This window comes from Erythrobacter aurantius (genome assembly GCF_023823125.1).
GTDB classification, from domain to species: Bacteria; Pseudomonadota; Alphaproteobacteria; order Sphingomonadales; family Sphingomonadaceae; genus Erythrobacter; species Erythrobacter aurantius.
In genome coordinates this window covers 518,931-542,474 of the sequence record NZ_CP090949.1, presented here as the reverse complement: position 1 = coordinate 542,474, position 23,544 = coordinate 518,931, and the positions used below count along the sequence as shown (strand labels likewise).

The following is a 23,544-nucleotide window of genomic DNA, read 5'->3' as shown; positions in this document are numbered from 1 at the left end:
CTTTTACCGATTCAGTTACGTCCACCGGCGCCAAAAGATGCGCGAGAGCGGGTCAGGCCGCGCGATCAATGCCGGAAGTGGCGCATCCCCGTGAACACCATCGCAAGGCCAGCCTCGTCCGCTGCGGCGATCACTTCGTCATCGCGGATCGAGCCGCCCGGCTGGATCACCGCGGTAGCGCCCGCCTCGGCTGCGGCGATCAGGCCGTCGGCAAAGGGGAAGAACGCATCCGATGCAACCGCGCTGCCCTGTGTCCGGGGCACATCCCAGCCATAGGTTTCAGCCGCCTCGCGCGCCTTGATCGCAGCGATGCGCGCGGAATCGCGGCGGTTCATCTGGCCTGCGCCAATCCCCGCGGTCGCTCCGTCCTTGGCGTAGACGATCGCGTTCGATTTGACGTGGCGGGCGACGGTCCATGCGAACAGGCAGTCCTTCAGCTCCTGCTCGGTCGGCTCACGCTTGGTGACGACCTTCAGATCCGCCTCGGCAACCGCGCCATTGTCGCGCGACTGGATCAGCACGCCGCCCGCTATCGTCTTGAGCGCCAGTCCCGGACGCCGCGCATTGGGCAGCGCGCCGCATTCGAGCAAGCGCAGGTTCTTTTTCCTCGCAAAGATTTCGCGCGCCTCGGCACTGACGCTGGGGGCGATCACGACTTCGGTGAAGATGCTGGCGATGGCCTCTGCGGTGTCGCCATCAAGTTCGGTGTTGACCGCGACGATACCGCCAAAGGCCGAAACGCTGTCGCATTGCAGCGCATCGTTCCACGCGTCGAGCAGCGATCCGCCTTGCGCCACGCCGCAAGGATTGGCGTGCTTGACGATGACAACCGCCGGATCCTGCCCGGCAAACTCCGCCGCCAGTTCAAGCGCCGCATCGGCATCGTTGAGGTTGTTGTAGGACAATTCCTTGCCTTGAAGCTGCTGGGCCTGCGGCACACCGGCCGTGCCAACCGCTTGCGGAACGTAGATCGCGGCCGCTTGATGCGGGTTTTCGCCATAGCGCAGCGTGTCGGCGCGCTTGAAGGCGAGCGGCAAGGTGTCGGGAAACAGCGTCGGCTCGTCACTCGCGGCGGGCGAGAAGGCGAACCAGCTGGCGATGGCAGCGTCATAGGCGGCGGTGCGGGCATAGGCCTTGCCCGCCATGCGGGTGCGGAACGCCTGGGTGGTTGCACCGGCATTCGCGTCCATTTCCTCGACCAGCGTGGCATAGTCTGCCGGATCGGTGAGAATGGTGACGAACCCGTGGTTCTTCGCAGCGGATCGCACCATAGAAGGCCCGCCGATGTCGATATTCTCGATCACTTCGGCGCGGTCGGCACCTTTGGCAACGGTCGCCTCGAACGGATACAGGTTCACCACCACCAGATCGATCGCGCCGATATCATGCGCCTGCATCGCGGCGACGTGTTCATTATTGTCGCGCAGAGCCAGCAGGCCGCCGTGCACCTTGGGGTGCAGGGTCTTGACCCGTCCGTCCATCATTTCGGGAAAGCCGGTGAGGTCGGACACGTCACGCACATCCAGCCCGGCCTCGCGCAGCGTGCGCGCCGTGCCCCCGGTGCTCACCAGCTCGACTCCGCGCGCGGCCAGCGCCGCGCCAAGCTCTGCCAAACCGGTCTTGTCGGACACCGAAAGCAGTGCCCGCTTGATTGTCGCCTGTGTCATTTGTGGTGTTACCCCATTTTCTTGAGGAGCCAGGAGAATTGGCCTCCGCCGCGCGATGTCAGCCCCTCTATCACCAATTGTTCGGTTGCGTGAGGGCGTCCGTCACCGTCTACCCACAGGCTGTCCTCGCAGCTGAGCACGACCTCGGCATCGGCTGCAGCATCGCCGCGCAGGCGGAATTGCCACAGGCGACCGTCAGGCGTCAGCAGGCTGGCCCCGCGCTTGTCCTCGGTCAGATGCGCTTCGACGCCCCGGCCCAGATGGAACCGGATCGCGAACCCGACCTTGCCCCTCTTGCCCTTGCGCGAGGCGGGAAGGAGGATGTCCTCGCCAGCCAGTTCGGTTCCGTCGCTGCGCAGTGTCAGGATGCGATTATGCGTCAGGCCGAACCGCGCGGCATAGCCATCGTGGCTGGCTTCAACCCGCATCGCTTCGCGACCGTTCTGTTCGATCAGGCGGCGCTCCACCTCTACCGTTTCCGCACCCCGGCCAAGCTTGCCGTGGAGCAGGACGGCGGTGCTGTTGGCATCATCCAGAACGAGAGTGGAATGCGCCGCTGTTGCCCGCAAAGCCTGTCCGATGCGCGAAGGCACCTGCCCGCCTGCCATGGCCGCGCCGCCACAATTGACGATCAGGCGCGATGGGCCGTCCGACATCTCGAATGCCAGTGTCGAGGCGCAGCCACAACGAGTGTGGCGAGCACGAGGCGGAGGGCCCGCGTCGAACTGCACCGTGGTCTGCCCGCCGCGCAGGCGTTGAAAGCCCCAATGCTGCGGATCGTTGAGCGGACGGGTACGAATGCCCGATGCGACGATCAATGCGGCCACGCGGTCGGCCGAGATTGCGCCTTGCCCTTGCCAGTTGCCCAGCCCGCCGTCGCCATGGCGCAGGGCCAGCAGAGGCGGCACCAGCAGTTCGCGCATGACCCAGAGGGCTTCGGGCGCTTCGCGATCCACCGCCTCATAACAGGCGATCAGATCAGTCAGGATGCGGATTGCGTCCATTTGCGCCGCCGGACAACGCGACAGCGTGCCGCCGTCTTCCGCCACCAGTTCGCCCAGCGCGCGGATCAATGCGGCTTCGCCATACAGGCGACGCGGCCTGCCTTCGGGCAGCAACAGGCCCGCAGCGGTAACGGCGACCCATCCCGCCACCTGTGCCAACCCCGCGCCGCTGCGCAGCGCCTTGCGATCGAGCCAATGCGCGGTTTCCTCGATCGCTTCAAGCAAGCGTGGCTTGAGCGTTCCGTCCTGACCAGCCAGAACCAGCGGAGCGTGCACCAGCCAGGCCATCAGCCGCAGGCCGGTGTTCTCCACATCCCACGCAGGGCCCTTGCCGGGGTGGGGATTGGCATCAAGCCAGCGTGCCGTGATCCGCTCGGCAATCGGGAGACAATCCTCACGCGGCGCGCTTGCGGCGAGATCGGTCAGCCACGAAAAGCTGTGCGCCATCCGTTCAAGACCGGGGCTGAGCCGCGCGCCCGGCTCCAGATCAAGCTGCCCGATCGGCTGTTTCACCCCATGTGCAAGGAAGTGCCCGGCGCGCAAGGCGATGCCCGCCGCACGATCACCAGTGACCGGGCTGTTGACCGTGGCCAGCACCCGGATCGGCGATGGCCGCCGGAACGGCGCTGCCAATGCATGCCCGGGAACGCCCATGCGATAGGCCAGCCGGATCAGCGCCTCACCCGGCTTGGTGCGGGGTGCGATGACATCGGTCAGCGCAAGAGCGCGGGATGTTGCGATCGGTTCTGCTGGGAATGCCGGAACGCTATCATCGCGCAGGACTTCTTCGGATTCGCCCAAGGCGATAGCCGAACGATCATCGCTCGATTCCAGCGCCTCGGCTTCACCCCCCTTGGCATGGCCGAACAGGGTTTCCATCATTCGCCCCCCTTGAGCGCCGCGATATTGGCGGCGTAGCAATCCGGACCGCCCTTGAAGGTGGCCGATCCGGCGACCAGCACGTCCGCACCCGCTTCGACACACAGCCGCGCTGTCTCGGCATTGACGCCGCCGTCCACTTCGAGATGGATTTCACGCCCGGTCGCCTCGATCATCGCGCGGATGCGGCGGATCTTTTCCAGCTGCGAATGGATGAAGCTTTGCCCGCCAAAACCCGGGTTTACGCTCATCACCAGCACCAGATCTACAAGATCCATGAGATTGTCGAGCACCTCCACCGGCGTGCCTGGATTGATCACCGCGCCTGCCTTCTTGCCCAGCGCCCGGATCGCCTGAAGCGTCCTGTGGACATGCGGCCCGGCTTCGGGATGGACGGTGATGATGTCCGCCCCCGCCTCGGCAAAGGCTTCGAGATAGGGGTCAACCGGTGAGATCATCAGGTGGACGTCAAAGGTCTTGGCGGTGTGCGGACGCAAGGCCTTGACCACATCGGGGCCAATCGTGAGATTGGGCACGAAATGGCCGTCCATAACGTCGATATGGATCCAGTCGGCACCAGCGGCATCGACAGCGCGCACTTCCTCGCCCAACCGCGCGAAGTCGGCGGAAAGGATCGAAGGAGAGATCAAGGGTGCTGGCATGGTTAACAAACGCGCCTTTTCGTTTGCATTTCGCCTTACGGCAGGCGCGAATCACGCAGCAAGCATCGCGCACTGGCTTTTCCCCCGTGGACTTGCGTAGAAACCCTCGGTTTTGGCGCGATCAAGGCATCGGATGAGCGCACCTTGACCAGCCAGTTCAGCCGCAATTCAGCCCGAAAACGGCAATAAGGGTTTAAATCAAAGAGCTGTTCCGTTCTATTTTGGGGGCGGAGAACGGCTCCCGGAAAAGGTTTCAGGAACTGCTACACATGACCACTTCGAATGCGAAGATGCGACATTTTGCCAGCGGAGCGATGGCGGTTGCAGCCCTTGCGCTTGGCGCCGCCGTGCCCATGCAGACTGCGCTTGCCCAGGCCGCTTCGACCGGGGACTATCGCAACATCATTTCGAACAACATGCGCTCCTGCGCGCCCGGTGCAGGCCCGGCGGTGCGGGTGACGATCAACGGCGTCAAGAATTCATCGGGCAAAGTCCGGGTGCAAGTCTATAACGGGACCAAGGCCGACTGGCTGGAAAGCGGACGCTGGCTCAACCGGATCGAAATGCCCGCACGCGAAGGGCGCATGACGGTGTGCATGCCCGTCCCGTCCAGCGGACCCTACGCCATTGCCGTGCGCCACGATGTCAACGGCAACGGATCGACTGATATCCGGACCGATGGCGGCGCGATGTCGAACGATCCTTCGATCAGCATCTTCAACCTTGGCCGTCCGGGGATCGAAAAAACCCGCTTCAACGTCGGCCAAGGGGTCGAAACCATCAACGTCACAATGCGGTATTTCGGCTGAAATCCCGCTTCAGCGCGGATTCTTGCGATGCTTGCGCAGGTCCCACAGCACCTTCGGAGCTGACAGGATCGGGTGACGTTCCCTGAACGGGGTGATCTCCACCGGCATCCCTGTGTGCCGTTCGATCTTCCACGCAGCGTAACGCGCCGCGCCTTCGAAAGTGGTGCTGGCCTTTGCCAGACGGGCGAAATTCAAAGGCTTGCCCAGACGCTGGCGCCGCTTCCACCAGGTCCGGATGCGGCGCTGCTCACTCGCGGCGAGGCTGGGCGAGATGCGCTCGCCCTCGCGGCGGAACGAAACCCCGGCTGCCGCAAGGGCAAGCGGTAGTAACCCGGCGAAATGGCCTTGATTGACGGTGAGAATATCGTTCTCACGCCCCGGCTTTTCGACCCTGAATTCCGCCTTGTAAGTCGCGCGAAACAGCGCCCGCCAGTAATCCTCCGCAGTCCCGGTGACGGGGCCGATGGCGACGGCAAGCCGGGCTGCAGTCATCGCCGCAGCGGCAATCGCTTCTTCGACCTGTTGTCGTGCCGCAGCGTCCGCAGACCAAACCAGAGCGCTGGGCTGCACGAAGCGCGCCCAGATGGTGGTGTCGGCAAGCTCGCCTGCTGCAGCCTCGACAAAGGTCGAAAGCGCCATTGTCGCTACCTTGGCGCGCAGGGTCTGCCCCTCGTGCGACCTTTCGTGATAGCTCACCCGCGGCCAGATGCGCTCGCGCTGCTCACCGGGCAGAAGTACGTAGAAATCAAGCACCCCTTCAAGCGATCGGGTGCGCAGGTTCGAGCCGTAAAACAGGACCGCCAATGCCCCCTGTTCGCTTGCGAGCACCTCGGCGAAGGCACGCACGGCGGGGTCGATCGGCGCATCAAGGCTCGCCGCGATCCGCGACGCCAGTGTTTCGTGATGGTCTGGGGTTTCGGCCATGGGCCGGGCCTTGGCCTCAAGGAGTTACGAATTCAAGTTCCGGCCCCTGCGCGATCCGGTATTTCCCGGCGGGGAAGGCTTCGCCATCGAAGATGAACTGGTCATCGATATCGAGCGTGAATTGCGGCGTGCTGACCTGGTGGATACCGTTTTCGCGCTGGCGCTTCGACACCTTGCCGCGCAGGACAGCAGGCACCATCATCGTCGCGCGCCGCGGAATCTGATCGAGCGCGACCAGCTTCAACCCCTTGCAAAGATTGCCGAACGGCCTGATCCCGGCAGGCAGGCTCTCCAGCGTGGTGGCAAACAGCAGCTGGCGCCATTCCGGATCGCCCTGCCCGCTGTGCTCCATCGGCGCTTCGGCGCTGCCAAGCGCAATCTTCATCCGCGCACCCCGGCGCCACGGATTGGCGCGCGAGGCGAACAGCCACTGCAGGAACCCCCACATGACCGTGACCGCAACCGCCATCGAATTGAAGGCGCCCAGCCGGTGCGCGCTCTGGCCGGCCTGGGTCGCAGTGGTGAATGCCCCGGCCCCCAGAATGAAGCCCAGCACCCGGCTGCTTGCATCGTCACCGGCAAGCGAAATCTCTATCGGGCGGCGAATGGTGCGGTTGCCATTTTCCATCGCGTCGATCGCGTTCTGCAGCGTCCAGTCGGTAGGAACACAGAGATCCACTGTCAGGGCGTTGGTCTTGCCTTTGGGCAGCACGGCAATCGCGGGCCAGTGATCGCCGAAAATCCCGGCGCCGCAGGTAAGCACATCGCGCACCGTCCCATCGCCGCCATTGATTACCAGCAGATCGATCTCGCGTTCGGCCAGTTCGGCCAGCGCCGAGGGAAGCTGCGATCGGTCACCCGGTTGCGCAATATGGACATGCGGACTGATGCCACAGTCGAAGTCTGCACCCTGATTGCGGTGACTGCGCGGATTATAGATCACGCCGACGCGCGGCGCCTCGCCCGGCTCGCGCTGGCGGCGCGAGCGCGAAACCGCACCTTCGCGGGCGTCCACCCGCGGCAGTTGTGCAAATTCGTAAATAGGCGTCGCCATCAGCATCCTTTAGTTTGCCACCGGGCATAATTCCACCGCGATGTTGACTTCAAGTTGCAATATTCGCGCGGCGTCGCTGCGGAGTTACAACCGAATCAGCGCCTAGCTGACGGGTGGCCGCGCCGGATGGGGGCCGGATCGTCGCAGCGCATTCGGACTGGTTTCGCGGCAGATCGACGCTAATCTCGCCCCATGTTGACAGAATCGCTGCTCCAATCCGCCAGCCAGCTCGCCCCGCAGGTCATTGCATTGCGCCGTGCGATCCATGCCGAACCTGAATTGGGCCTCCACTGCCCGATGACGATGGCGAAGGTGCGCGAAGCTTTGGCCGATTTGCCGCTCGAATGGCAATCGGGTCCTTCAACCACAGGTGCGGTGGCGACCTTGAAAGGCGGCAAGGCCGGCGAGGGATCGCCCCGCGTGTTGCTGCGCGGCGATATGGATGCGCTGCCGATGGACGAAAAGACCGACCTCGATTTCGCCTCCACCATTCCGGGGCGGATGCACGCCTGCGGGCATGATACGCATACGGCGATGCTGGCGGGGGCGGCGCGGCTGTTGGCGGCAAAGCGCGAGGAGCTGGCCGGCACGGTCGATTTCATGTTCCAGCCGGGCGAAGAAGGGCACCATGGCGCGCGGTTCATGCTGGAGGACGGACTTATCGATCCACTGCCGGATGCCGCCTTTGCCCTGCATATCATGCCCAACGCCCAGTTCGGCGTGCTCGCCGGGCGCGCCGGGCCGCTGATGGCTGCCGCCGACCAGTTTACCATCACCGTGCGCGGCAAGGGCGGCCATGCCTCCATGCCGCATGACTGCGCTGATCCCATCCCCGCCGCCGCCGCCATCATCGGCGCGATCCAGGCGATGGTCACACGGCGCTTCAACGCGGCCAGCGCTGTCGTCATCACCGTGGCCCGCATCGCCGCCGGAACCACTTTCAATGTGGTCCCCGATGATGCCGTTCTGCAAGGAACAATTCGGACCTTGTCGGCCGAGCACCGGGAAAAGGTGCATGCCCTTTTGCGGGAGACCGCAGCACAGACGGCGCTCGGTTTTGGGGTGGAGGCGGAATGCGAAATCGTTCCGGGCTTCCCCGTCACCGTCTGCGACGAACGCGCGGTGCGCCTCGGAGCCAAGGTCGCGCGCGAAATTGCCGGAGCGCAGGGATGGCGCGATCTGCCCGCACCGATCATGGGAGCGGAAGACTTCTCCTACATCCTGGAGAAGGTGCCGGGAGCGATGTTCTTCCTCGGTGTAGCTCCCGACGGCAACAATTGGAGCCAGTGCTGCGCAATCCATTCGCCGCGCATGCATGTCGATGAAGGCGCTTTGCCGCGCGGCGTAGCCATGCTGGCCGGATGCGCGCTCGAATTCATCGAAAACGGCTTTGCAGATAGCTCTGGACAGTGATGATTGGCAGCACCGGCTATCGGGGGCCTCGGCAATGGAACACGACCCCACATGCCTCTGGGAGCGAGGCGATCCTGCAGGTAAAATTCAAGCTCAAACCGCAAAGATTGCGGGGTTTTGACAACCGTCAGCGAGCTGTGATGAATGATGAAATGGTGCCCAAAAGAGGACTCGAGGGCCTCTTTCAAGTACCTGATTTAATTCGAGTTGCGCCAGGGATTCACAGAGTTGGCCCCCAAATTGGCCCCCGCAAGATATTCTCTTACTGGGTTCGAGGCCCATTTCTACTAAGCTAGCGATGAATTCAGCGCAATCTTTCGAAAAAGAACTTCTCAATTTTATATACCCTGATTCGAGATAGCAAGGGCGCTTAATTTTGGGAGAGAGGCGTGACTACCAATGACTGTCGTGAAGCTGTCGTGCTTGCCGAAGAAAACGCTTCCGAGACCAAGAAGCTAGAGTCGGCCCAGCTATTGAAAGCCCGAGAGGCCCTTGAGCTCCTTCACAACTATTTTGGAGGGCGCCAAGCAACGAAAAAGCTCTTGGCTGATATGATAGCGGATGGGGAGCTTGACGCGTATGCTCGCTTCCATTGGACGACAGATAAGCGGGCTATTCGGCCAATCTGGAAAGCTGGCCCTCCCGAGGGGGCGATCGAGCGCAAGAAGATCAAGCCTGGCGTGTTCTCAGGAAGTTCAGTTCTCGACAATGACATCAAGAGGTGGAAATGGCGGCGCGGCCTATTTCACGTGACGCACGTTAAAAGCGGCGGTTCAATTTGTCGCTTTTTCTACAAGGACGTTAGGTTCGAGCGGGCGGCTATCGAGACCATTCTTGAGAATCAAAAAGCCGCATTTCGAGAGCTTTATAAAGGGGGGCGACGCTTCGACGAAACCCGATGGGGCACGTGACGTGCTCCCCTGATTGTTACCAGTCAGAGGTAGAGTCTGGCTCCTTCATGATGGTTGTTTGATGGGATGGCAACGTGTCTGGGGGCATGCCCCCAGACACGTTGGCCGGCGATCTCGGCGGGGGTCTTCCCGCCCAGTTTCGAGTGTGGCCTGACCGTGTTGTAATCGTGTCGCCAGGCGGCCAGCACGAACCGGGCATGGGCCAGCGAGGTGAACAGCGTCTCGTTGAGGCATTCGTCGCGCAGGCGGCCATTGAAGCTCTCCACGAAGCCGTTCTGCATTGGCTTTCCCGGTGCGATGTAGTGCCACTCGACCCTGCGCTCCTGCGACCAGCGCAGGATGGCCGACGAGGTCAGTTCGGTGCCATTGTCGCTGACCACCGTATGCGGCTTTCCCCGGATGCCGATAAGGCTGGTCAGTTCCCGCGCTACCCGAGCACCCGACAGCGACGTATCGGCCACCAGCGCCAGGCACTCGCGCGTGTAGTCATCGACCACGCACAGGATACGGAAGCGCCGACCGCAGATCAGGCTGTCGGAGACGAAGTCGAGCGACCAACGCTGGTTCGGGCCGTCCGGCAGCACCATCGGCCTGCGCGTGCCCAAGGCCCTTTTCCGGCCGCCACGGCGACGCACGCGCAGCCCCTCCTCCCGGTAGATGCGCAGCAGCTTCTTGTGGTTGGGCCTGATGCCTTCCCGCGCCAGAAGGTAGCCCAGGCGGCGATAGCCGAACCGGCGGCGTTCCGCCGCCAGCTCGCGCAGCCGTTGCCGCAGCGCCCCGTCATCTGGCCTTGTAGGCTCGTAACGGATTACCCTGCGGCTCACACCAACCAGTGCACACGCCCGACGCTCGCTCACCCCGTGATGCTCCCGGGCATAGGCGACGGCTTCCCGCTTGGCGCCGGGCGTTACCATTTTTTTGATGCCAGATCCTTCAGCACCGCGTTGTCCAACATCGCCTCGGCCAGCAGCTTCTTCAGCCGCGAGTTCTCCTCCTCGAGCGATCGCAGCCGCCGGGCCTCGGACACCTCGAGCCCGCCGAACTTAGACTTCCACTTGTAGAACGTCGCCGAGCTGATCCCGTGGCGGCGGCAGACCTCAGTCGTCGCCATGCCCGCTTCCTGCTCCTTCAAGATCGCAATGATCTGCTCTTCGTTGAACCTGCTTCGCTTCATATCGTCCGACTCCTTGCGTCAGACTCTACCAAAAAGCGGTCACATTTCAGGGGAGCACGTCAAGCGGTCCGCAATGTCACGGTTCGCCCATCGACTTCGATGACCGCAATTCTCCACATGCAACTGGCCCCCTATCCAAATTGTTGCACTTTGAGCAGCTAGATTTCTTACCCTGCGCCCTATTGTTTGGATTCACCCAATACGTTCATGAATAAAGAACCTGCCAAAGGCAACTCAAGGCTGGACGCTGATCGAGGTGGTGTGGCGTGCAAGCCTTATCGCAGCCGGCATTAGCGCCACGGCTCGCACGACTCAGCGCTGAAGCCAGTTCACAAATGCACGCAAACCGCGACTAGTATACATCAACGCTGACCGAGCAAGCTTGCGGCCCTTCTCACGCGCCAACTCTTGCCAGCTCTGCCCTGCCTTACTTGGTTCAGCTGGGGGCCGCGCGAGTATGTATCCTCCCGATGGCTTTCTCGCCTCATCACTGCCAAGTTTGTGCTGCGTGTACCGATCGAGAGTGTCGCTAAATTGTGTGAGCAGCCTGACTGCTTGATCGACCGGCTTGACACCATGCTTGCCAAGCTCGTCCAACTTGCTCCGTAGTTGCCTTGGTTCCGTTATCCGTTGCGGCAAACGATTCGCCTGAGCTTCAAGAGCTTCCAATTCCAACTTGCTGCGCTCGAATTGCATCAGTTCGCAGCCTCGATTGCAGCGGCCTCAACGTCCTCTTCACTTGCAGGCGAAAGCAGGAAGCGAAAATCGACCCGGCGATTCTGAGCGCGTTCCGCCGCATTGGGCTGCTCGGATTTTGCAACGCGACGAGTATCGGCATAAGCGCTCGCACCTAGCAAAGTGGCACTCCCATTCGCATTCGGCAGCTCTTTCAATGCCCCGTCTGCGTTAATCATATAATTGTACGTCGCGATCGCCCTGGCGGATGACAGCTCCCAGTTGCTTCGAAACTGCGGGGTATTGATTGCGAGGTCGTCCGTGTGTCCTTCGATATATACAGCTTCCAAAATTGCTGCAGTGTTTTCTGCGCACGAAGCAGCGTCGCGCTCAGAACCGAAACAAGGCAATTCTTCGCCAAGCGCGTCAGCAATAATATCGAGTGCACCACGCGCTCTTTCACCCAAGAATGCTTGCCCGGGAGCGAACAACACACCCTCAGGCAACCGCAGAACGCCTTCCCCGGGAATCACTTCAGCTTCATATCCAGCCTCGCACAAATCAGCCCGTATGCGTTCGAGCAAGCTGGTTCTCATCTCAACTCGCTCGGTTAGCTTGTCTTCGAGTTTGTCTACGGAGTCCTGAAATATGAGCGAGTACGTCATGAGGAGAACAATGAATATGAAAAGCAAGCCAACGAGAAGGTCGTTGAGCGAGATAAAGTACGTGTCTTGATGCTGTGCGTGATTTGCCTTGCCAGACATTATTCCGCGGCCTCTGACATGCTGCCACGTCCTTCGTAGCGACGTATTGTTTGATCCAACCGGTCCACTGCTTGGGCCAAGTTTTTATCGAATGTGCTTGTGATTTGATCAGCCTGTTCGCCGAACACTCTCAAACCCGCCTCTATCTTTGAGAATACTGAGCCGAGCGATTGGTCCAGGGTTTTCATTTCCTGCTCAATCGTGGTCACCGAAGCCGCGAACTGTCTTGCTGCCTCCGCCGCTCGTTCGCGCGTGTCATCGCCTACGCTTTCAAGCGTTGCGATCTCAGACACGCTTCTATCCAAAGCATTCGCAGCTGTTTCGAGTTTGGCTGCGACTTCATCCATCTTCGGCAAATGTGTTGTTCCATCGCGCATTATGTCGGCCATCGATTTAAGCTGAGAAATCGTCTCGTCAGTCGTAAGTTGGATGGCTTCCAACCGCTCTCCAAACGCGTCCTGCGTACCGCCCAGTTCGTCTGTGAGTTTTGAAAGTGAAGCGCTGACGCCGGCCCAGCTTTTTGAGCTTGTCTGCATCAGCTTCGCTGTGTCCTCGAGAACTTTCTGCAACGAGCTGGTGGCTCCACCAAATGTGGATTCCACATTCTTTGCAGAGACCGCCATAGCTTCCGAGAATTTTTCGCTTGAAGCTTCGATTTTTTCCGGAACCTGCTCGACAGCTTTTGAAACTGCTTCCAAGAGTTCAGCCATGCGGCGGCTATGTTCGCGTGCCGCACTCCCAAGTTCCTTCGAGAATGTTTCGACCATGTGTCGCATGGTATTCTCGCTGATCTCTCCCATCGTCTCTGCCATCTTGGCGATTTCCTGAGCGACCGGACGCAAGGCATCATGCAGGCTCGTCTTCAAACGCTCATCCAGTTCTGAAGCAATCGCACGCGCTAGATCTTCGTTGCGATCCTCAAGAAACTTCGTTTGGACCACCAGCTCACGCCGAGTCTCCTCGGCGACTTGCTCCTGAGAGATAGGAACGACCAAGCTATCAACACGCTGCGCAAATTGATCGATGGCAGGATGCAATTCGGCCAACTTCTGGTTCTTAAAATGAGTGAATGCGAGCGCAGAGAATATGGCAGCAATCGAAGTCACAAACTTCATCGCTGAAGCCGACATCAGGGCGATGAGAGACTCTTTGGCGGTTTCAATATCGCCGTCGAGCCCCGAACTGGCGATAAACAGCGATAGCGCCAAGCCCACGAACGTAAAAAACAGGCCCAAGCCGACAAGCTGATTTGGTATTGCTTCATGGCGCCGCAGTTGAATATCCGGCGCATAGAGCAAGTCATAATTAAAGTAGTCCGACGCCGGCTTGGGAGAACCAATCACCCCTCGCTCATCAGAGCGAACCACTTGGCGGCTATATGCGCGCCAACTAGGCCCGAGGATATTGACCATGGCGAGCAAGTTGCTCTTCTGATCAAATTCGATGTAAAAATCTTTCCCGGAATGCACATCGCCTAGATGCGCCTGAGCATTCTCCAAGCTATGTGACAAATCCTCGAGATCGCGCATCATTTTCTTGGTTCTAGAGACACCATAAACGACAATCCCGAGCGCAATGGCAATAGCTGCAATCGTAAGGCTTATACTCAATACGTCTTGGTACATTCCTCGTCCTGAGCCCTAAGGCCCAGCCCCTATTTAGATATGCTGGCTATTTCCTCTGATGCCCCGATAAAGGCATCTTGAATTTAGTTGACATAGAGCGCTTTAAAGTGCCAGCCAGAATCGACTGAGCAAGTGGGGGATGAAGTGAGATTTCCTGAAATGGCCCAGCTGTTTGCTGGCTTGTCAGCAATACGGCGGACCAGTGTGATAGTGGCTTCCGCGTTAGCTTTGCAAGCTTGCGGCGATGGGGCCGATCCAGGTGGAAACGGTGAAATTACCGCGCCTTCTGCTACAACATGCCTGCCAAGAAATTCCACCTTAGCGGCTGTCAAATCCGATGAAGTCCTCAGGGCTTCCAATTTTACGGTCTATATTGATCGCTCTCAGAGCATGGCGGGCTTCAATCGCGGCGCCACTCAGGAACTGCGGCCAATGGGGGACTTGCTTGCGCTAATTGGTGAACGGGCAAGCGATTATGAGAACGCCGAATTCTACGCGTTCGGCAAAGAGATCAAGGAAATTCCGGCCAGCCAACTTGCGAGTTTCGGCGGCACAGCTCCATTCGATTGTCAGTCTTGTGACAACCAGGAAAGTCGCCTCGACAATGTTTTGAAGGCCGCGACCACGGCGGGGAAAGATACGGTAAGCCTGATCATCACTGATTTATGGCTAGATAATCGATCTCTAACATCCAGCCCGCAAATTGCTTTGGGACAGCCTCTTCGCCAAGCGCTGCAAGATGGTATGTCCATAGGGGTAATCGGCATTTTGGCACCGTTCAATGGCGCCGTATATGATGTCCCTGGTGTAGGGACCTACAGGGGCGCCAAGGAGCTGCCATTATTCGTGCTGGCGATCGGACCCGAAGAGGATATTTCCAATTTCCAGATCAATCTGAAGCAGTCGGGTAGTTCCTCCTTCTCGTCGGATCGGATGAACTACTCGCTGTTCTCAAAGGAGCCCAACAACCCAGTGATCCCTGCTCAGCTCAGGGCGATAGGTGCGGGCGCTTCCAGAAACCTGATCTCCGAAGATCAAGCATTGCGAGGGGTCGAACAATACCTGCTGCAGCTTGGGGTCGCAGACGCCCAGAGCGGTCGTTTGGGGAAGACGATACAGCTAAACAATACCTTGCGCGAGGGCCTGGTTTGGTGGGGTGGTCTCGCTGAGTTCACGAATGCTTGGCAACTCAGGGCTGATGCGGATTTGGAAGCCTGTGGTGCGGACACTTGGACAGAGATAGGCGGCATTCGCGGGCTCTGGGAGCTGCGGCCAGACGGCGAGCAAGCCACATTTTCTTTTGGTCCGGAAATCCAGGGGCAACTGCTGCCTGGCAACGTTTATTATCTCGAGACCCACGTGGGCTCCAGCCCACTTGCCGTCCCAAACAAGGCGAACCAATGGATGAGAGACTGGTCGCTCGACGCAGAGAATGCGCGTCAGCTTGTCGACACTCAGGAGCCCGCATTCAAGACGCTAAACTTGAGTGAACTGACCACCATCCTCGAAAACGAACTTAGTCGCGCAACCGGCGCCAGTCGGAAAGCTGCCTCTTTTGGTTTTCTATTGAGAGTTGAACGATAGATGAAAGACCTGGCTAAAGGGCTAATCGCTCCCGTTTTCCTTTTCCTCCTGCTATTTCTCGCGGGTTGGCTTGTGATAGATCAGGCGGCAAGTACGGCCACCATACTTGATCCGGCCGTCACCGCGGGCCCATCCTCTGATGGGGGAGGCTCTGATCCATTTGCAATTGATGCAGTGGGCCCCAATGATGGCCAAATTCAACTCTACCTAGCGAACATCGCCGATGGCCTTTTTCAGTGGATTATAATCATCACTGCGGCAGGTGCTCTTTGCACCATCTTGTGGTTCCTAATGGCCACCCTCGTACAGCGCAAAGTGGTTGGACCAGCAGGTCAATCAGATGCTTTCGTGCATTGGGTGGGGGCTCTTCTCGGCTACCTTGTAATTTGCGCGGGCGCCTATTTCGCTGTGATTGAACCGTTGAATGTGGACGAGTTCATGGATGACGCCATATTTTGGGGCTTTGTTGGCTCATCAGCGATCATTGGCGCATTTGTGTACTGGTTGGCCACATCAATAGCTGCTTCGCCGGTCATGAAGCCTTCTGTCCCATTTGCCGCTCGCCTTTGGCGATATTGAGGTCCCTATGTCTAAGAACATCGTGATAGGAATCGGGGGCACCGGCGCGAAAGTTGTCGAGGCCATTCTACATGCTACGGCGATTGGCCTAGGCCCATCGAATCTAACTGTGGGCCTAGTTGACCAAGACCAAAGTAATGGCAACGTAAGCCGCACTCGAGAAGCACTGCAGTTGATCAATCGGGCACGCAAGCAGTGGCGAACCTCGGGCTCCCCGCACTTCATTGGTGATGGCGACCTGCTGAAAGCCAGAGTCGATGCACTGGGATCAGGCCTATGGGTCCCACACCCCGAAACTAAAGCCTCTCTGGTGCAGCTCCTCGGGCACCTCGGAAAAGACGGGGCGGCATTGGACTTGCTTTTTGCTCAGGGTCCTCTGGAACAACAGATGCGCCTGGATGAGGGTTACCGAGGACGCGCTCATATCGGTTCTGCGGCGATCACGTCTGCCGCAGCCGATTCCCCGAAGTTTTGGAGGGACCTAGAAGAAGAAATCGCAAACGCGAAAGGTGGGGACGAAGTTCGAATTCTTCTTGTTGGCTCCGTATTTGGTGGCACAGGCGCGGCAGGCTTCCCGACGATAAGTCGTTTAGTTCGCCGCATTATCGATCTGGCCGGATTGGATAGAAACATTCACGTTGGCGGCATTCTAATGCTGCCTTACTTCCGCTTCTCGGCACCCGAAGACGTTGACGCAAATGTGGCGAGAACAGAAGATCTACTCCCTCAAACGCGAGGTGCTTTGCGATACTATCACTCCCTTTTAGAGCGTGAGAGAATCTTCGACGAACTCTTCCTAGTTGGATGGAATCCTCCTTTCGACTTAGGATACCATCAGCCTGGTACGGGTGAGCAACGGAACCCCGCACTACTCCCAGAAGTTCTTGCCGCGCTCGGTGCGGCTCGCTTCCTAACGTCAAGTCACGCCCCCACCGGAGAAATTCTGGTCAGCGCACGGGAATCCGCCAACCGCGTAGGGTGGAGCGATTTGCCCAGCCCGAACGCCAAGTTTCCTGATCTGCCATATGAAATGGTTGCCCGACATCTCCGGTTCGCAGCTGCTTGGAAACTGTGGCAACCGATCCTGCGGCGAGAGAAATGGAAAGACGAGTACAGTTCTCACAATTGGTTCAAGAAGCAGCGCCTGACGGAAGTTGACTTCAGCAATGAGCCTGGATCCGCAAATCTGGCTTCGCTCGATGACTACCTCGACGCTTCAGTGAATTGGCTCGCAACGATGAAGGCTTATGCCGACAGGCAAGACTTGGGGTGGTCGTTGTGGAATACCGATCCTCTTGTCGATGGGGAGGCGAACTTCGATTCCCCGACCAACCCAGTACGACTTCGCACCCAATTGAGCGACGGTGATTTGCATTCGGGCTACGCTAAATTGGTTGATAGTTTGGGTGGCGCTGAGCCGTTATCAGATGCCTCACATCTTCACTATCGAATGAACACAGACGCAGTTTCTGGCCAGTTTGAAGGGTTGGGCCAGTTTATTGGATCCCTCCATGATTTTTGTAGCGTCCGAGAACAGAAGGGAGCTTTGTAATGCCTTTCTACAACCTCCCGCCTGTCACTACCGAGGGGCTTGCTGAGCCCAAATCGAAGGGTGACTGGGCTGCAGTCTCCAGCTTGAACGCGCTTGCGCGCTCACTACGCTTGGACAAAGCCCCGATTAGGACGGATGAATTAAAGAGTATCCCGGATGCTTGGGCTCAGGCTCAACTGACTACCGACGCTTTCTTCGATCTCGACCATGATGCCCATCAGGATGTGATATCACAGTGGCGGGGGCTGCTCGCAACTTTCGCCCTCCAGCCTAGATACAGCGCTGAGTATTCCCTCGAACTAACATCATTGGACCTCGATAATCCGGCAACGCCAAGCGGACTTGCAAGAGTACTAAAAGCGCTCTTGCCGAAACCTTCAAAATCGCTTGATCTGCCTTGGACCCGTCTGGGCGTGGTCGGATTTATTGATCGCGCTTCGGGGTCCAAAGGTGCGACACCCTTCGCTTTTCTTTCGCCTAGTATCCTTGTCGCACCTGGACGCATGGCGTCCCGCGTCTCGAAACCGTCAGTGCCGTGGCTGGCTAGCGGGCTTTGTGATCCACTAAAAGCCAATGGAGTGACAGCCCAGGAATTCGCGATCCTTAGCGACTACCTTAAAAATCTCAGTCGCGCGATTGAGGAAAGGTCCGCTCCCAATATTGAGCGGAAGTACCGCGACGAGCTTTTGAGACAGATTGGGGAGTTTCAAGGTGAAGCCGCTGGCCGCGCTATCGGAGATTTCCAACTTAGATCAACAACACTTGACTATGCTTGGCCCGATCCTTTCTTCCAAGTGTTGGGACGCACCAAGGTTCTAGACTCAGGAGGGATTGCTCCGACACAGAGCGAATGTCTTGTTGCGACAGCTCGGGGAAAAGCGAGCGCGCTTTACGATGGTATCATCCTAGTCGACGAGAAGATCGCAGAAACTCTAGGCAAGGATGCGTCCGAAGTCGCGGTTTGGAAACAGTATACGCTTCGTGACGCAGTTTCGCCCGCGACGCTCAACCAAATCAAATCGGAAGCACTTGCCGACGGTTATCTGGTGCTGGTCAACGATGATATCTTCACTACTCGGATGGTCCGATTGGATGAGGGAGCAGAGGTCCCAGCGAATCCTTCGTCGCTCAGGAACGAGCTTCTGCCTGTCACCCCGATTGCCCTATTGTTAGAAAATTGGTCAGATGACGCGCAGTTTTCCCAGAATGGAGAGGATTACAAGTTCTCTTTGCAGGTCGAGCTGGTTAATTCTCGAGCGCGTCATCGGGTTTCCCGAACCTTCGCCACCAAAGACATCCATACCGTTCCTCCGCCGAGCGATCTTGCAATCTGGCCCAACTTCTCTGCTCCGGAATGGCCGTGGACGTTTCTTCGCTTCCAGTACAACAAACGCAGTGACTTAATGACGCGCTTCGCTGCATCATCTGACTTCGTAGCTGCGATTTGTGAATTTCCAGATCCGCAAACTAGGCGTCGAAAGTTGTCTGATTGGGCATCCGATGATCTATTGATCGATCAAAGCCTCAAGGCGAAGGACATTAGCGCCGAAAAAGATGAAGCTGGCCACCTGATCTTGGAGAGGTTCCGTTTTCGAAACGATGCTCAAGTAGTTGGTGAGCAACATCGACTGCCGCACGGCGTGCAGGCAATTTTCTTCGCTATGCGCGACGAAGAGCGGAACCGAGATGTGCCTGTTGGATGTGTGCGAGTTCGCCAGGACGAGGTTTCGCAGAAGGTCGAGCCGGCCGTGGTGGCTTTTGACTTCGGTACAACCAACACAATTGCCTATAGCCGCAAGGGAGCTGAACCAGCAAAACGCATCTCATTTGATGATCGCGTATTACTCCCGATCAAGACTGAGGATGGGAAATCTCAAGTTGCCGGGACATACACCGATTTCTTCCCGGTCAATGATCATGAGACCCCCGTTCCGACAATAGCGAAGAAGCGCGAGTTTGGGGGTGGGGCGCTACCAAGTGAAATCCGAGATGCGTTGAACCACGGCTCTGAGCAATTCGGATTTTCTCACATGGTCTTCTTCATGCCGAGAGGAGGGACAACCGACAGTCCAGAGTTCATGCTCAGCCAGATTAACAGCGGTCTTTTGGATTTTGATATTAAGTGGGGAGAGACTAAATCTGGTCGAGCCCTGGTCCAATCATTCCTGAAGCAGCTCATGATCATGGTGGCGGCCGAGCTGCGCGGCCAAGGGATCATGTCCAACAAGATAAACTGGCGGTTTTCATTCCCTCAAGCGTTTAGCACTGAGCACAAGCGGGCCTTCCAACAGATCATCCGTGGCGCGTGGGAGAGCCTGTCACGTGAGGGCGCCGATGGCGGAGCTGACCATGACAGTATAAGGTTTAGCACCGAGGCTGAAGCTGCGATGAAGTATTTCACGCTGGATCCTGAACAGCAGCGATTGGGGGTCGGGCGGCTTGTGATCATGCTCGATGTCGGCGGCGGAACCACCGACATCGCCATCTGGAAAGATCAAGCTCTGATCTGGGAAGGTTCGGCTAGAGTTGCAGGGACCCACTTCTTCAATTCTTACCTGGCTGAGAACCTCGAAATTCTGGAAGCGATTGACCGTGATGCTGTGCAGGCCTTCAAGGCTTCACTTGCCGCTCAAGAGGTTCCCGATCGGAGCTACCGCGCCCGGCAGCTTGTTGAGCTAATCATTGCAAGACGGGACTTTGCCGATCGTTTCGATCGGGCATACCCGTTGCATTCGGGTGAACCTGCCTGGGCAGGCTTAAGACAGGTCGCCAAGACTGCGCTTGGAGGACTCCACCACTATCTGGGCTTGGTCCTTATGGTGCTGAAGGACCGCCAGTTGATCGATGAAAAAGATATCGCGGAGCTAACTGTAGCACTTGGCGGACGGGGCTCTACTATCTTCCGGCAGTTCGTTTCCGATGGCGACTCTAGCGATCTACAAGACGTCACCAAGATGATTGGAATGGTGCGGGAAGACCTTGCTTCTCCAAGATCGATTGAACCTCGCTTCTCGAAGCTTCCCAAAGAAGAAGTTGCCCGCGGACTATTGCTGGAAGCAGATGCAAGTTCGCTCAATCACGCCGACGCAGTGTTCGAGCCGGCCGGGTTAGCTTTCCATGCAGAGGGGACGGGCTCTCAGATCTCTTTTACACCTACAGACGACATCGCGACGCTTCCGTACGGCGCAAACATAAAGGACGTTGATTTGGGGGAGCTCAAAACTTTCCTGAGCAACCTCAATGTTGCCTGCGGACTGTTGGTCGACATTAACGACCAACCTGCGGCGAGTTCCATCCAATTGAGGACGCGTTCCTATTTAAACACTCAGTTGTCCAAACTCCCTCCTGAAGATCGAGATCTTCACGAAGGGCAGGATTTGGAGGCTCCATTCATCACCTCCCTTCGATTCCTTATTGAGACCATGAGTCAAAATGTCTCTGACAGAGATAATGAGCTCAGGGTCCGGGAGCGCTTGTGATGTCCCTGCTCACAATCCTTACGTCGATAATTCTCGTCCTAGCCGCTGGTTGGCTGTTGTTTCTAACCCTCAAGCTAGGTGCGCTAGATTCGGAAGTTGAGGAAAGCAACACCAAGCTTCGCAAGCTCGACAAGAAATTGATGCAAGACAACCGACAAAGGTACAACAACTTACACTCTCGTATTGCTGAATTGGAGGATAAGCTCCAGTCTCTTCGACAGGAATCAACTGCGGCAAGATATCAACTCGCAAAGGCAGAAGCTGTACTCCCACGGGAGAACCCAACGCCGACGTGTTCAACAGTCGACAACGGAGCGCACGATATTCAGGGAGACGGTGATGTTCAGGGTGCACGTCAGTTCCAAGATCAACTACTTGCGGACTACAACGACCTTGCCTCAGAATTTACGGGAGTGCGACGAGATAACTTCGTGAGGAAATATTCTCCTGTCGCGGTCACCCACGATGCTGGGCGAGTTGTTGAGCAGGAGAACGGACAATTTTGGCTGGTTCGAACTGCGCGAAACACTGACTGCATTCTCGTTCCGATCGGTAAGATCGCGAGAGAGTGGGAGAAGTTGTACCGATCGATGAATGGGCTCACTGCCAAGCAAACTTTTGGCGACGTATTTGAGCTCGTACCGGGTGGAAATTTCAGGGTTCTTGAGCCCGCCCTCGCCGATCCGCTATCACACGGTGGGGCAATCAAACAGTTAGGTAAGCTTCAAGGAATATAAGAGTTCAATGTTCTCTCTCATACTTTTCCTAGGCCAAGTCATTGTAATTCCTGCAGGCGAAATTTTCACGTGCACCCCTACTCACGTTTGGGATGGAGATGGCCCGGTTTGGTGCGAAGAGGGGCCGAGGCTTCGCCTAGCAGGCATCGCGGCCCGTGAAACTGATGGAACGTGTAAGTCCAATCAGCCATGTCCTCGTGCGACAGCTGATCAGGCGCGCGACGCCTTGGTTTCCCTGCTCGGTCAACCTGTAGGTAGGACGCCTCAGGGCCATATCCGAATTAAAGGGCCAGCCCTATCGTGCAGGAGTACAGGAAGCGCAGGCGGCAATCGGACAGGTGCCTGGTGTAACTCTCCAGTCTCGGGGGACATTTCCTGCCAGATGGTTCGGTCTGGGACTGCGCTCAAGTGGGATCGATATTGGCTGAACCATCGGTGTTGACGGTTCAGGGCAGTCGCTCTTTCTTCAGATCATCAAGATAGTCGGACCACCATTGAGCCATCTCGACCCTTTCAGCCCAATGTTCTCCACGGTGATAAATACCTCGTATTGCATTCGTGTCTCTATGGGCCAACGCGCGTTCGATTGCGTCCGCACTCCATCGACCACTTTCGTTTAACAACGTTGACGCTGTCGAGCGGAAGCCGTGTCCAGTCATTTCGCTGCCCTGGTAGCCTAAGCGCCGTAAGCTTTGATTGATTGTATTCTCGCTTATTGGCCGCCCTCTCGCGTGAAGCGATGCGAAAACGAACCCCTTAAAGTCGGTTTCCGCCCCTAGTTCATTCAGCATGGCACATACTTGTTTCGAGAGCGGGACCCGGTGAGGCTTTCGAGCCTTCATTCTGCCTTCCGGAATCGTCCATTCGGCCTTCCTCAAATTGAATTCTGCCCAATCGGCGAGGCGAAGCTCACCGGGTCGAACGAAGACGTGTGGCAAGATCTTCAGAGCGTAACGACTTGCCGGAAACCCATCGAACTGATCGATTCCGCGCAGAAGTTTACCGAGTTCGGCGGGATCCGTAATTGCAGCATAGTGAGTCACAACCGGAGCGACGAGCGCCCCTCGCAGAGGGTGCGCCGGGTCCGAGCTGCAGCGCCCCGTTATCACCCCATACTGGAACACTCTACTGGCGAACGATCGCGTTTTCCTTGCGCTTTCACGATGTCCACGTTTCTCGATTTTCTTGAGCGCACTAAGAACCTCCATTGACGACACCTCATCAATCGGACGCCGACCGATCGCAGGGGATAGGAGAGAGAGAAACCAACGCGATTTCTTGATGGTCGACGGGGCAAGCCCCTCTTGCTCACGTTTAGAAATGAACTCTTTGGCGACATCCTGAAACGAGTTTTGCTCGCGAAATTGAGCTGCGAGCTTTGCTTCGCGCCGCTGCTGCACTGGATTCTCGCCGCGCAACATCGCAAGTTTCGTCATGTCTCGCTTTTCACGGGCCTCTTTGAGTGTGACCAACGGATAGGGACCGTAAGAAAGCTTCTGCTCTCGGCCGTCGATTCGGAGCCTATGCTTCCATAGCTTCGAACCATTCTTACGAACGAGCAGGTGAAGGCCTCCACCATCAGTTAGCTTGCAGTCTTTATCCTTTGGTTTTGCGTGGGAAATTTGCGCGTTGGTCAGCTTCATGTGGGCCCCACTTTCCAAAATCGCATCAATTCGGCCGAAAACTCAAGGCGAGGCCCCCTTTTTGGTCCATTGGAGCCCCGAATTTAGGCGGTCGATGCCGAACCCCAGCAACCAGCTGAGGTTTAGAAAATGGCAGGATATCGACGATTTAGCAACCAATCGCGAACGTTCGCGATTAAGGTAATGGTGCCCAGAAGAGGACTCGAACCTCCACGCCCTTGCGAGCGCCGCCACCTGAAGACGGTGCGTCTACCAATTCCGCCATCTGGGCACACGGCCGCCCGGTCAATTGTCGCGGGCGGCGGGTAGGAGCGGGCCGATAGCGATCTCGGGCGCGCTCTGTCAATGGGTATCTTTGGGCCGCGTCGCGCCTCGGCGGCCCGTTTGCAGCGAGGAGCCTTGAAACGGG

Annotated in this window: 19 protein-coding genes and 1 tRNA gene; 9 read left to right on the top strand and 11 right to left on the bottom strand. The window is 57.9% G+C overall.

Annotated features, from left to right (window positions below; all coding sequences use genetic code 11):
• Positions 1 to 65: 65 nt before the first annotated feature.
• From purH to rpe, 3 genes are read right to left on the bottom strand one after another with little or no spacing between them, the layout of a single operon-like run.
• Entirely contained in the window at positions 66 to 1,667 is a 1,602-nt protein-coding gene (gene purH / locus L1K66_RS02765; RefSeq protein WP_252259520.1) for a bifunctional phosphoribosylaminoimidazolecarboxamide formyltransferase/IMP cyclohydrolase, read from the bottom strand.
• A gap of 8 nt (positions 1,668 to 1,675) precedes the next feature.
• Positions 1,676 to 3,553, bottom strand: a complete 1,878-nt coding sequence (locus tag L1K66_RS02760) for a heparinase II/III family protein (RefSeq protein ID WP_407931971.1) — start codon at positions 3,551 to 3,553, stop codon at positions 1,676 to 1,678.
• Positions 3,550 to 4,212 (bottom strand): ribulose-phosphate 3-epimerase, encoded by a 663-nt coding sequence (gene rpe, locus L1K66_RS02755; RefSeq protein WP_252259519.1) that lies wholly within the window; start codon positions 4,210 to 4,212, stop codon positions 3,550 to 3,552. The genes L1K66_RS02760 and rpe overlap by 4 nt, the downstream gene beginning before the upstream one ends.
• Positions 4,213 to 4,481: 269 nt before the next feature.
• On the opposite strand from rpe, the gene L1K66_RS02750 reads away from it, so the two are divergent.
• Entirely contained in the window at positions 4,482 to 5,021 is a 540-nt protein-coding gene (locus tag L1K66_RS02750) for a DUF2141 domain-containing protein (protein WP_252259518.1), read from the top strand.
• 9 nt (positions 5,022 to 5,030) lie between these two features.
• On the opposite strand, the gene L1K66_RS02745 is transcribed toward L1K66_RS02750, so the two are convergent.
• Positions 5,031 to 5,945: a hypothetical protein gene (locus L1K66_RS02745; RefSeq protein ID WP_252259517.1), complete on the bottom strand. Its 915-nt coding sequence runs from the start codon at positions 5,943 to 5,945 to the stop codon at positions 5,031 to 5,033.
• 16 nt (positions 5,946 to 5,961) lie between these two features.
• Positions 5,962 to 6,999 carry a diacylglycerol/lipid kinase family protein gene (locus L1K66_RS02740; RefSeq protein WP_252259516.1) on the bottom strand — a complete coding sequence of 346 codons (1,038 nt, stop codon included), beginning with the start codon at positions 6,997 to 6,999 and terminating at the stop codon, positions 5,962 to 5,964.
• 192 nt (positions 7,000 to 7,191) lie between these two features.
• Here L1K66_RS02740 and L1K66_RS02735 point away from each other — a divergent pair, with 192 nt between their 5' ends.
• Positions 7,192 to 8,412 carry a M20 metallopeptidase family protein gene (locus tag L1K66_RS02735; RefSeq protein ID WP_252259515.1) on the top strand — a complete coding sequence of 407 codons (1,221 nt, stop codon included), beginning with the start codon at positions 7,192 to 7,194 and terminating at the stop codon, positions 8,410 to 8,412.
• Between the two features lie 389 nt (positions 8,413 to 8,801).
• Positions 8,802 to 9,323 (top strand): hypothetical protein, encoded by a 522-nt coding sequence (locus L1K66_RS02730; RefSeq protein WP_252259514.1) that lies wholly within the window; start codon positions 8,802 to 8,804, stop codon positions 9,321 to 9,323.
• Between the two features lie 23 nt (positions 9,324 to 9,346).
• Here the strand turns inward: L1K66_RS02730 and L1K66_RS02725 are convergent.
• The 4 genes from L1K66_RS02725 to L1K66_RS02710 form a co-directional block, all read right to left on the bottom strand.
• Positions 9,347 to 10,497 (bottom strand): IS3 family transposase gene (locus L1K66_RS02725; RefSeq protein WP_252258086.1). Its coding sequence is split into 2 segments (ribosomal slippage): positions 9,347 to 10,245 and positions 10,245 to 10,497, totalling 1,152 coding nucleotides; the frame shifts between segments, so codons are not numbered across the junction.
• Between the two features lie 312 nt (positions 10,498 to 10,809).
• A complete protein-coding gene (locus L1K66_RS02720; protein ID WP_252259513.1) occupies positions 10,810 to 11,193 on the bottom strand; it encodes a hypothetical protein in 384 nt (127 codons plus the stop codon).
• On the bottom strand, positions 11,193 to 11,936 hold the full coding sequence (locus L1K66_RS02715; RefSeq protein WP_252259512.1) for an OmpA/MotB family protein: 744 nt from the start codon (positions 11,934 to 11,936) through the stop codon (positions 11,193 to 11,195). The genes L1K66_RS02720 and L1K66_RS02715 overlap by 1 nt, the downstream gene beginning before the upstream one ends.
• The gene (locus L1K66_RS02710) at positions 11,936 to 13,561 is read right to left on the bottom strand and encodes a hypothetical protein (RefSeq protein ID WP_252259511.1); all 1,626 of its coding nucleotides are present in this window, start codon (positions 13,559 to 13,561) and stop codon (positions 11,936 to 11,938) included. The genes L1K66_RS02715 and L1K66_RS02710 overlap by 1 nt, the downstream gene beginning before the upstream one ends.
• A gap of 159 nt (positions 13,562 to 13,720) precedes the next feature.
• On the opposite strand from L1K66_RS02710, the gene L1K66_RS02705 reads away from it, so the two are divergent.
• Genes L1K66_RS02705 through L1K66_RS02680 form a run of 6 tightly spaced genes read left to right on the top strand, consistent with a single transcriptional unit; the run spans position 13,721 to position 21,934 of the window.
• Complete coding sequence (locus L1K66_RS02705) at positions 13,721 to 15,145, top strand: hypothetical protein (RefSeq protein ID WP_252259510.1); 1,425 nt, start codon at positions 13,721 to 13,723, stop codon at positions 15,143 to 15,145.
• A complete protein-coding gene (locus L1K66_RS02700) occupies positions 15,146 to 15,724 on the top strand; it encodes a hypothetical protein (protein WP_252259509.1) in 579 nt (192 codons plus the stop codon). It abuts the gene before it with no gap.
• Between the two features lie 7 nt (positions 15,725 to 15,731).
• Positions 15,732 to 17,276, top strand: coding sequence for a tubulin-like doman-containing protein (locus tag L1K66_RS02695; protein WP_252259508.1), 1,545 nt, complete (start codon positions 15,732 to 15,734; stop codon positions 17,274 to 17,276).
• Positions 17,276 to 20,755, top strand: coding sequence for a hypothetical protein (locus L1K66_RS02690; protein ID WP_252259507.1), 3,480 nt, complete (start codon positions 17,276 to 17,278; stop codon positions 20,753 to 20,755). The genes L1K66_RS02695 and L1K66_RS02690 overlap by 1 nt, the downstream gene beginning before the upstream one ends.
• The gene (locus L1K66_RS02685; RefSeq protein WP_252259506.1) at positions 20,755 to 21,492 is read left to right on the top strand and encodes a hypothetical protein; all 738 of its coding nucleotides are present in this window, start codon (positions 20,755 to 20,757) and stop codon (positions 21,490 to 21,492) included. Before L1K66_RS02690 ends, L1K66_RS02685 begins: the two co-directional genes overlap by 1 nt.
• Before the next feature lie 7 nt (positions 21,493 to 21,499).
• Entirely contained in the window at positions 21,500 to 21,934 is a 435-nt protein-coding gene (locus L1K66_RS02680; protein WP_252259505.1) for a thermonuclease family protein, read from the top strand.
• Between the two features lie 4 nt (positions 21,935 to 21,938).
• On the opposite strand, the gene L1K66_RS02675 is transcribed toward L1K66_RS02680, so the two are convergent.
• Together L1K66_RS02675 and L1K66_RS02670 are read right to left on the bottom strand one after the other, a co-directional pair.
• A complete protein-coding gene (locus L1K66_RS02675; RefSeq protein WP_252259504.1) occupies positions 21,939 to 23,135 on the bottom strand; it encodes a tyrosine-type recombinase/integrase in 1,197 nt (398 codons plus the stop codon).
• Positions 23,136 to 23,319: 184 nt separating this feature from the next.
• Positions 23,320 to 23,406: transfer RNA gene (locus L1K66_RS02670), tRNA-Leu, on the bottom strand.
• Positions 23,407 to 23,544 lie beyond the last annotated feature (138 nt).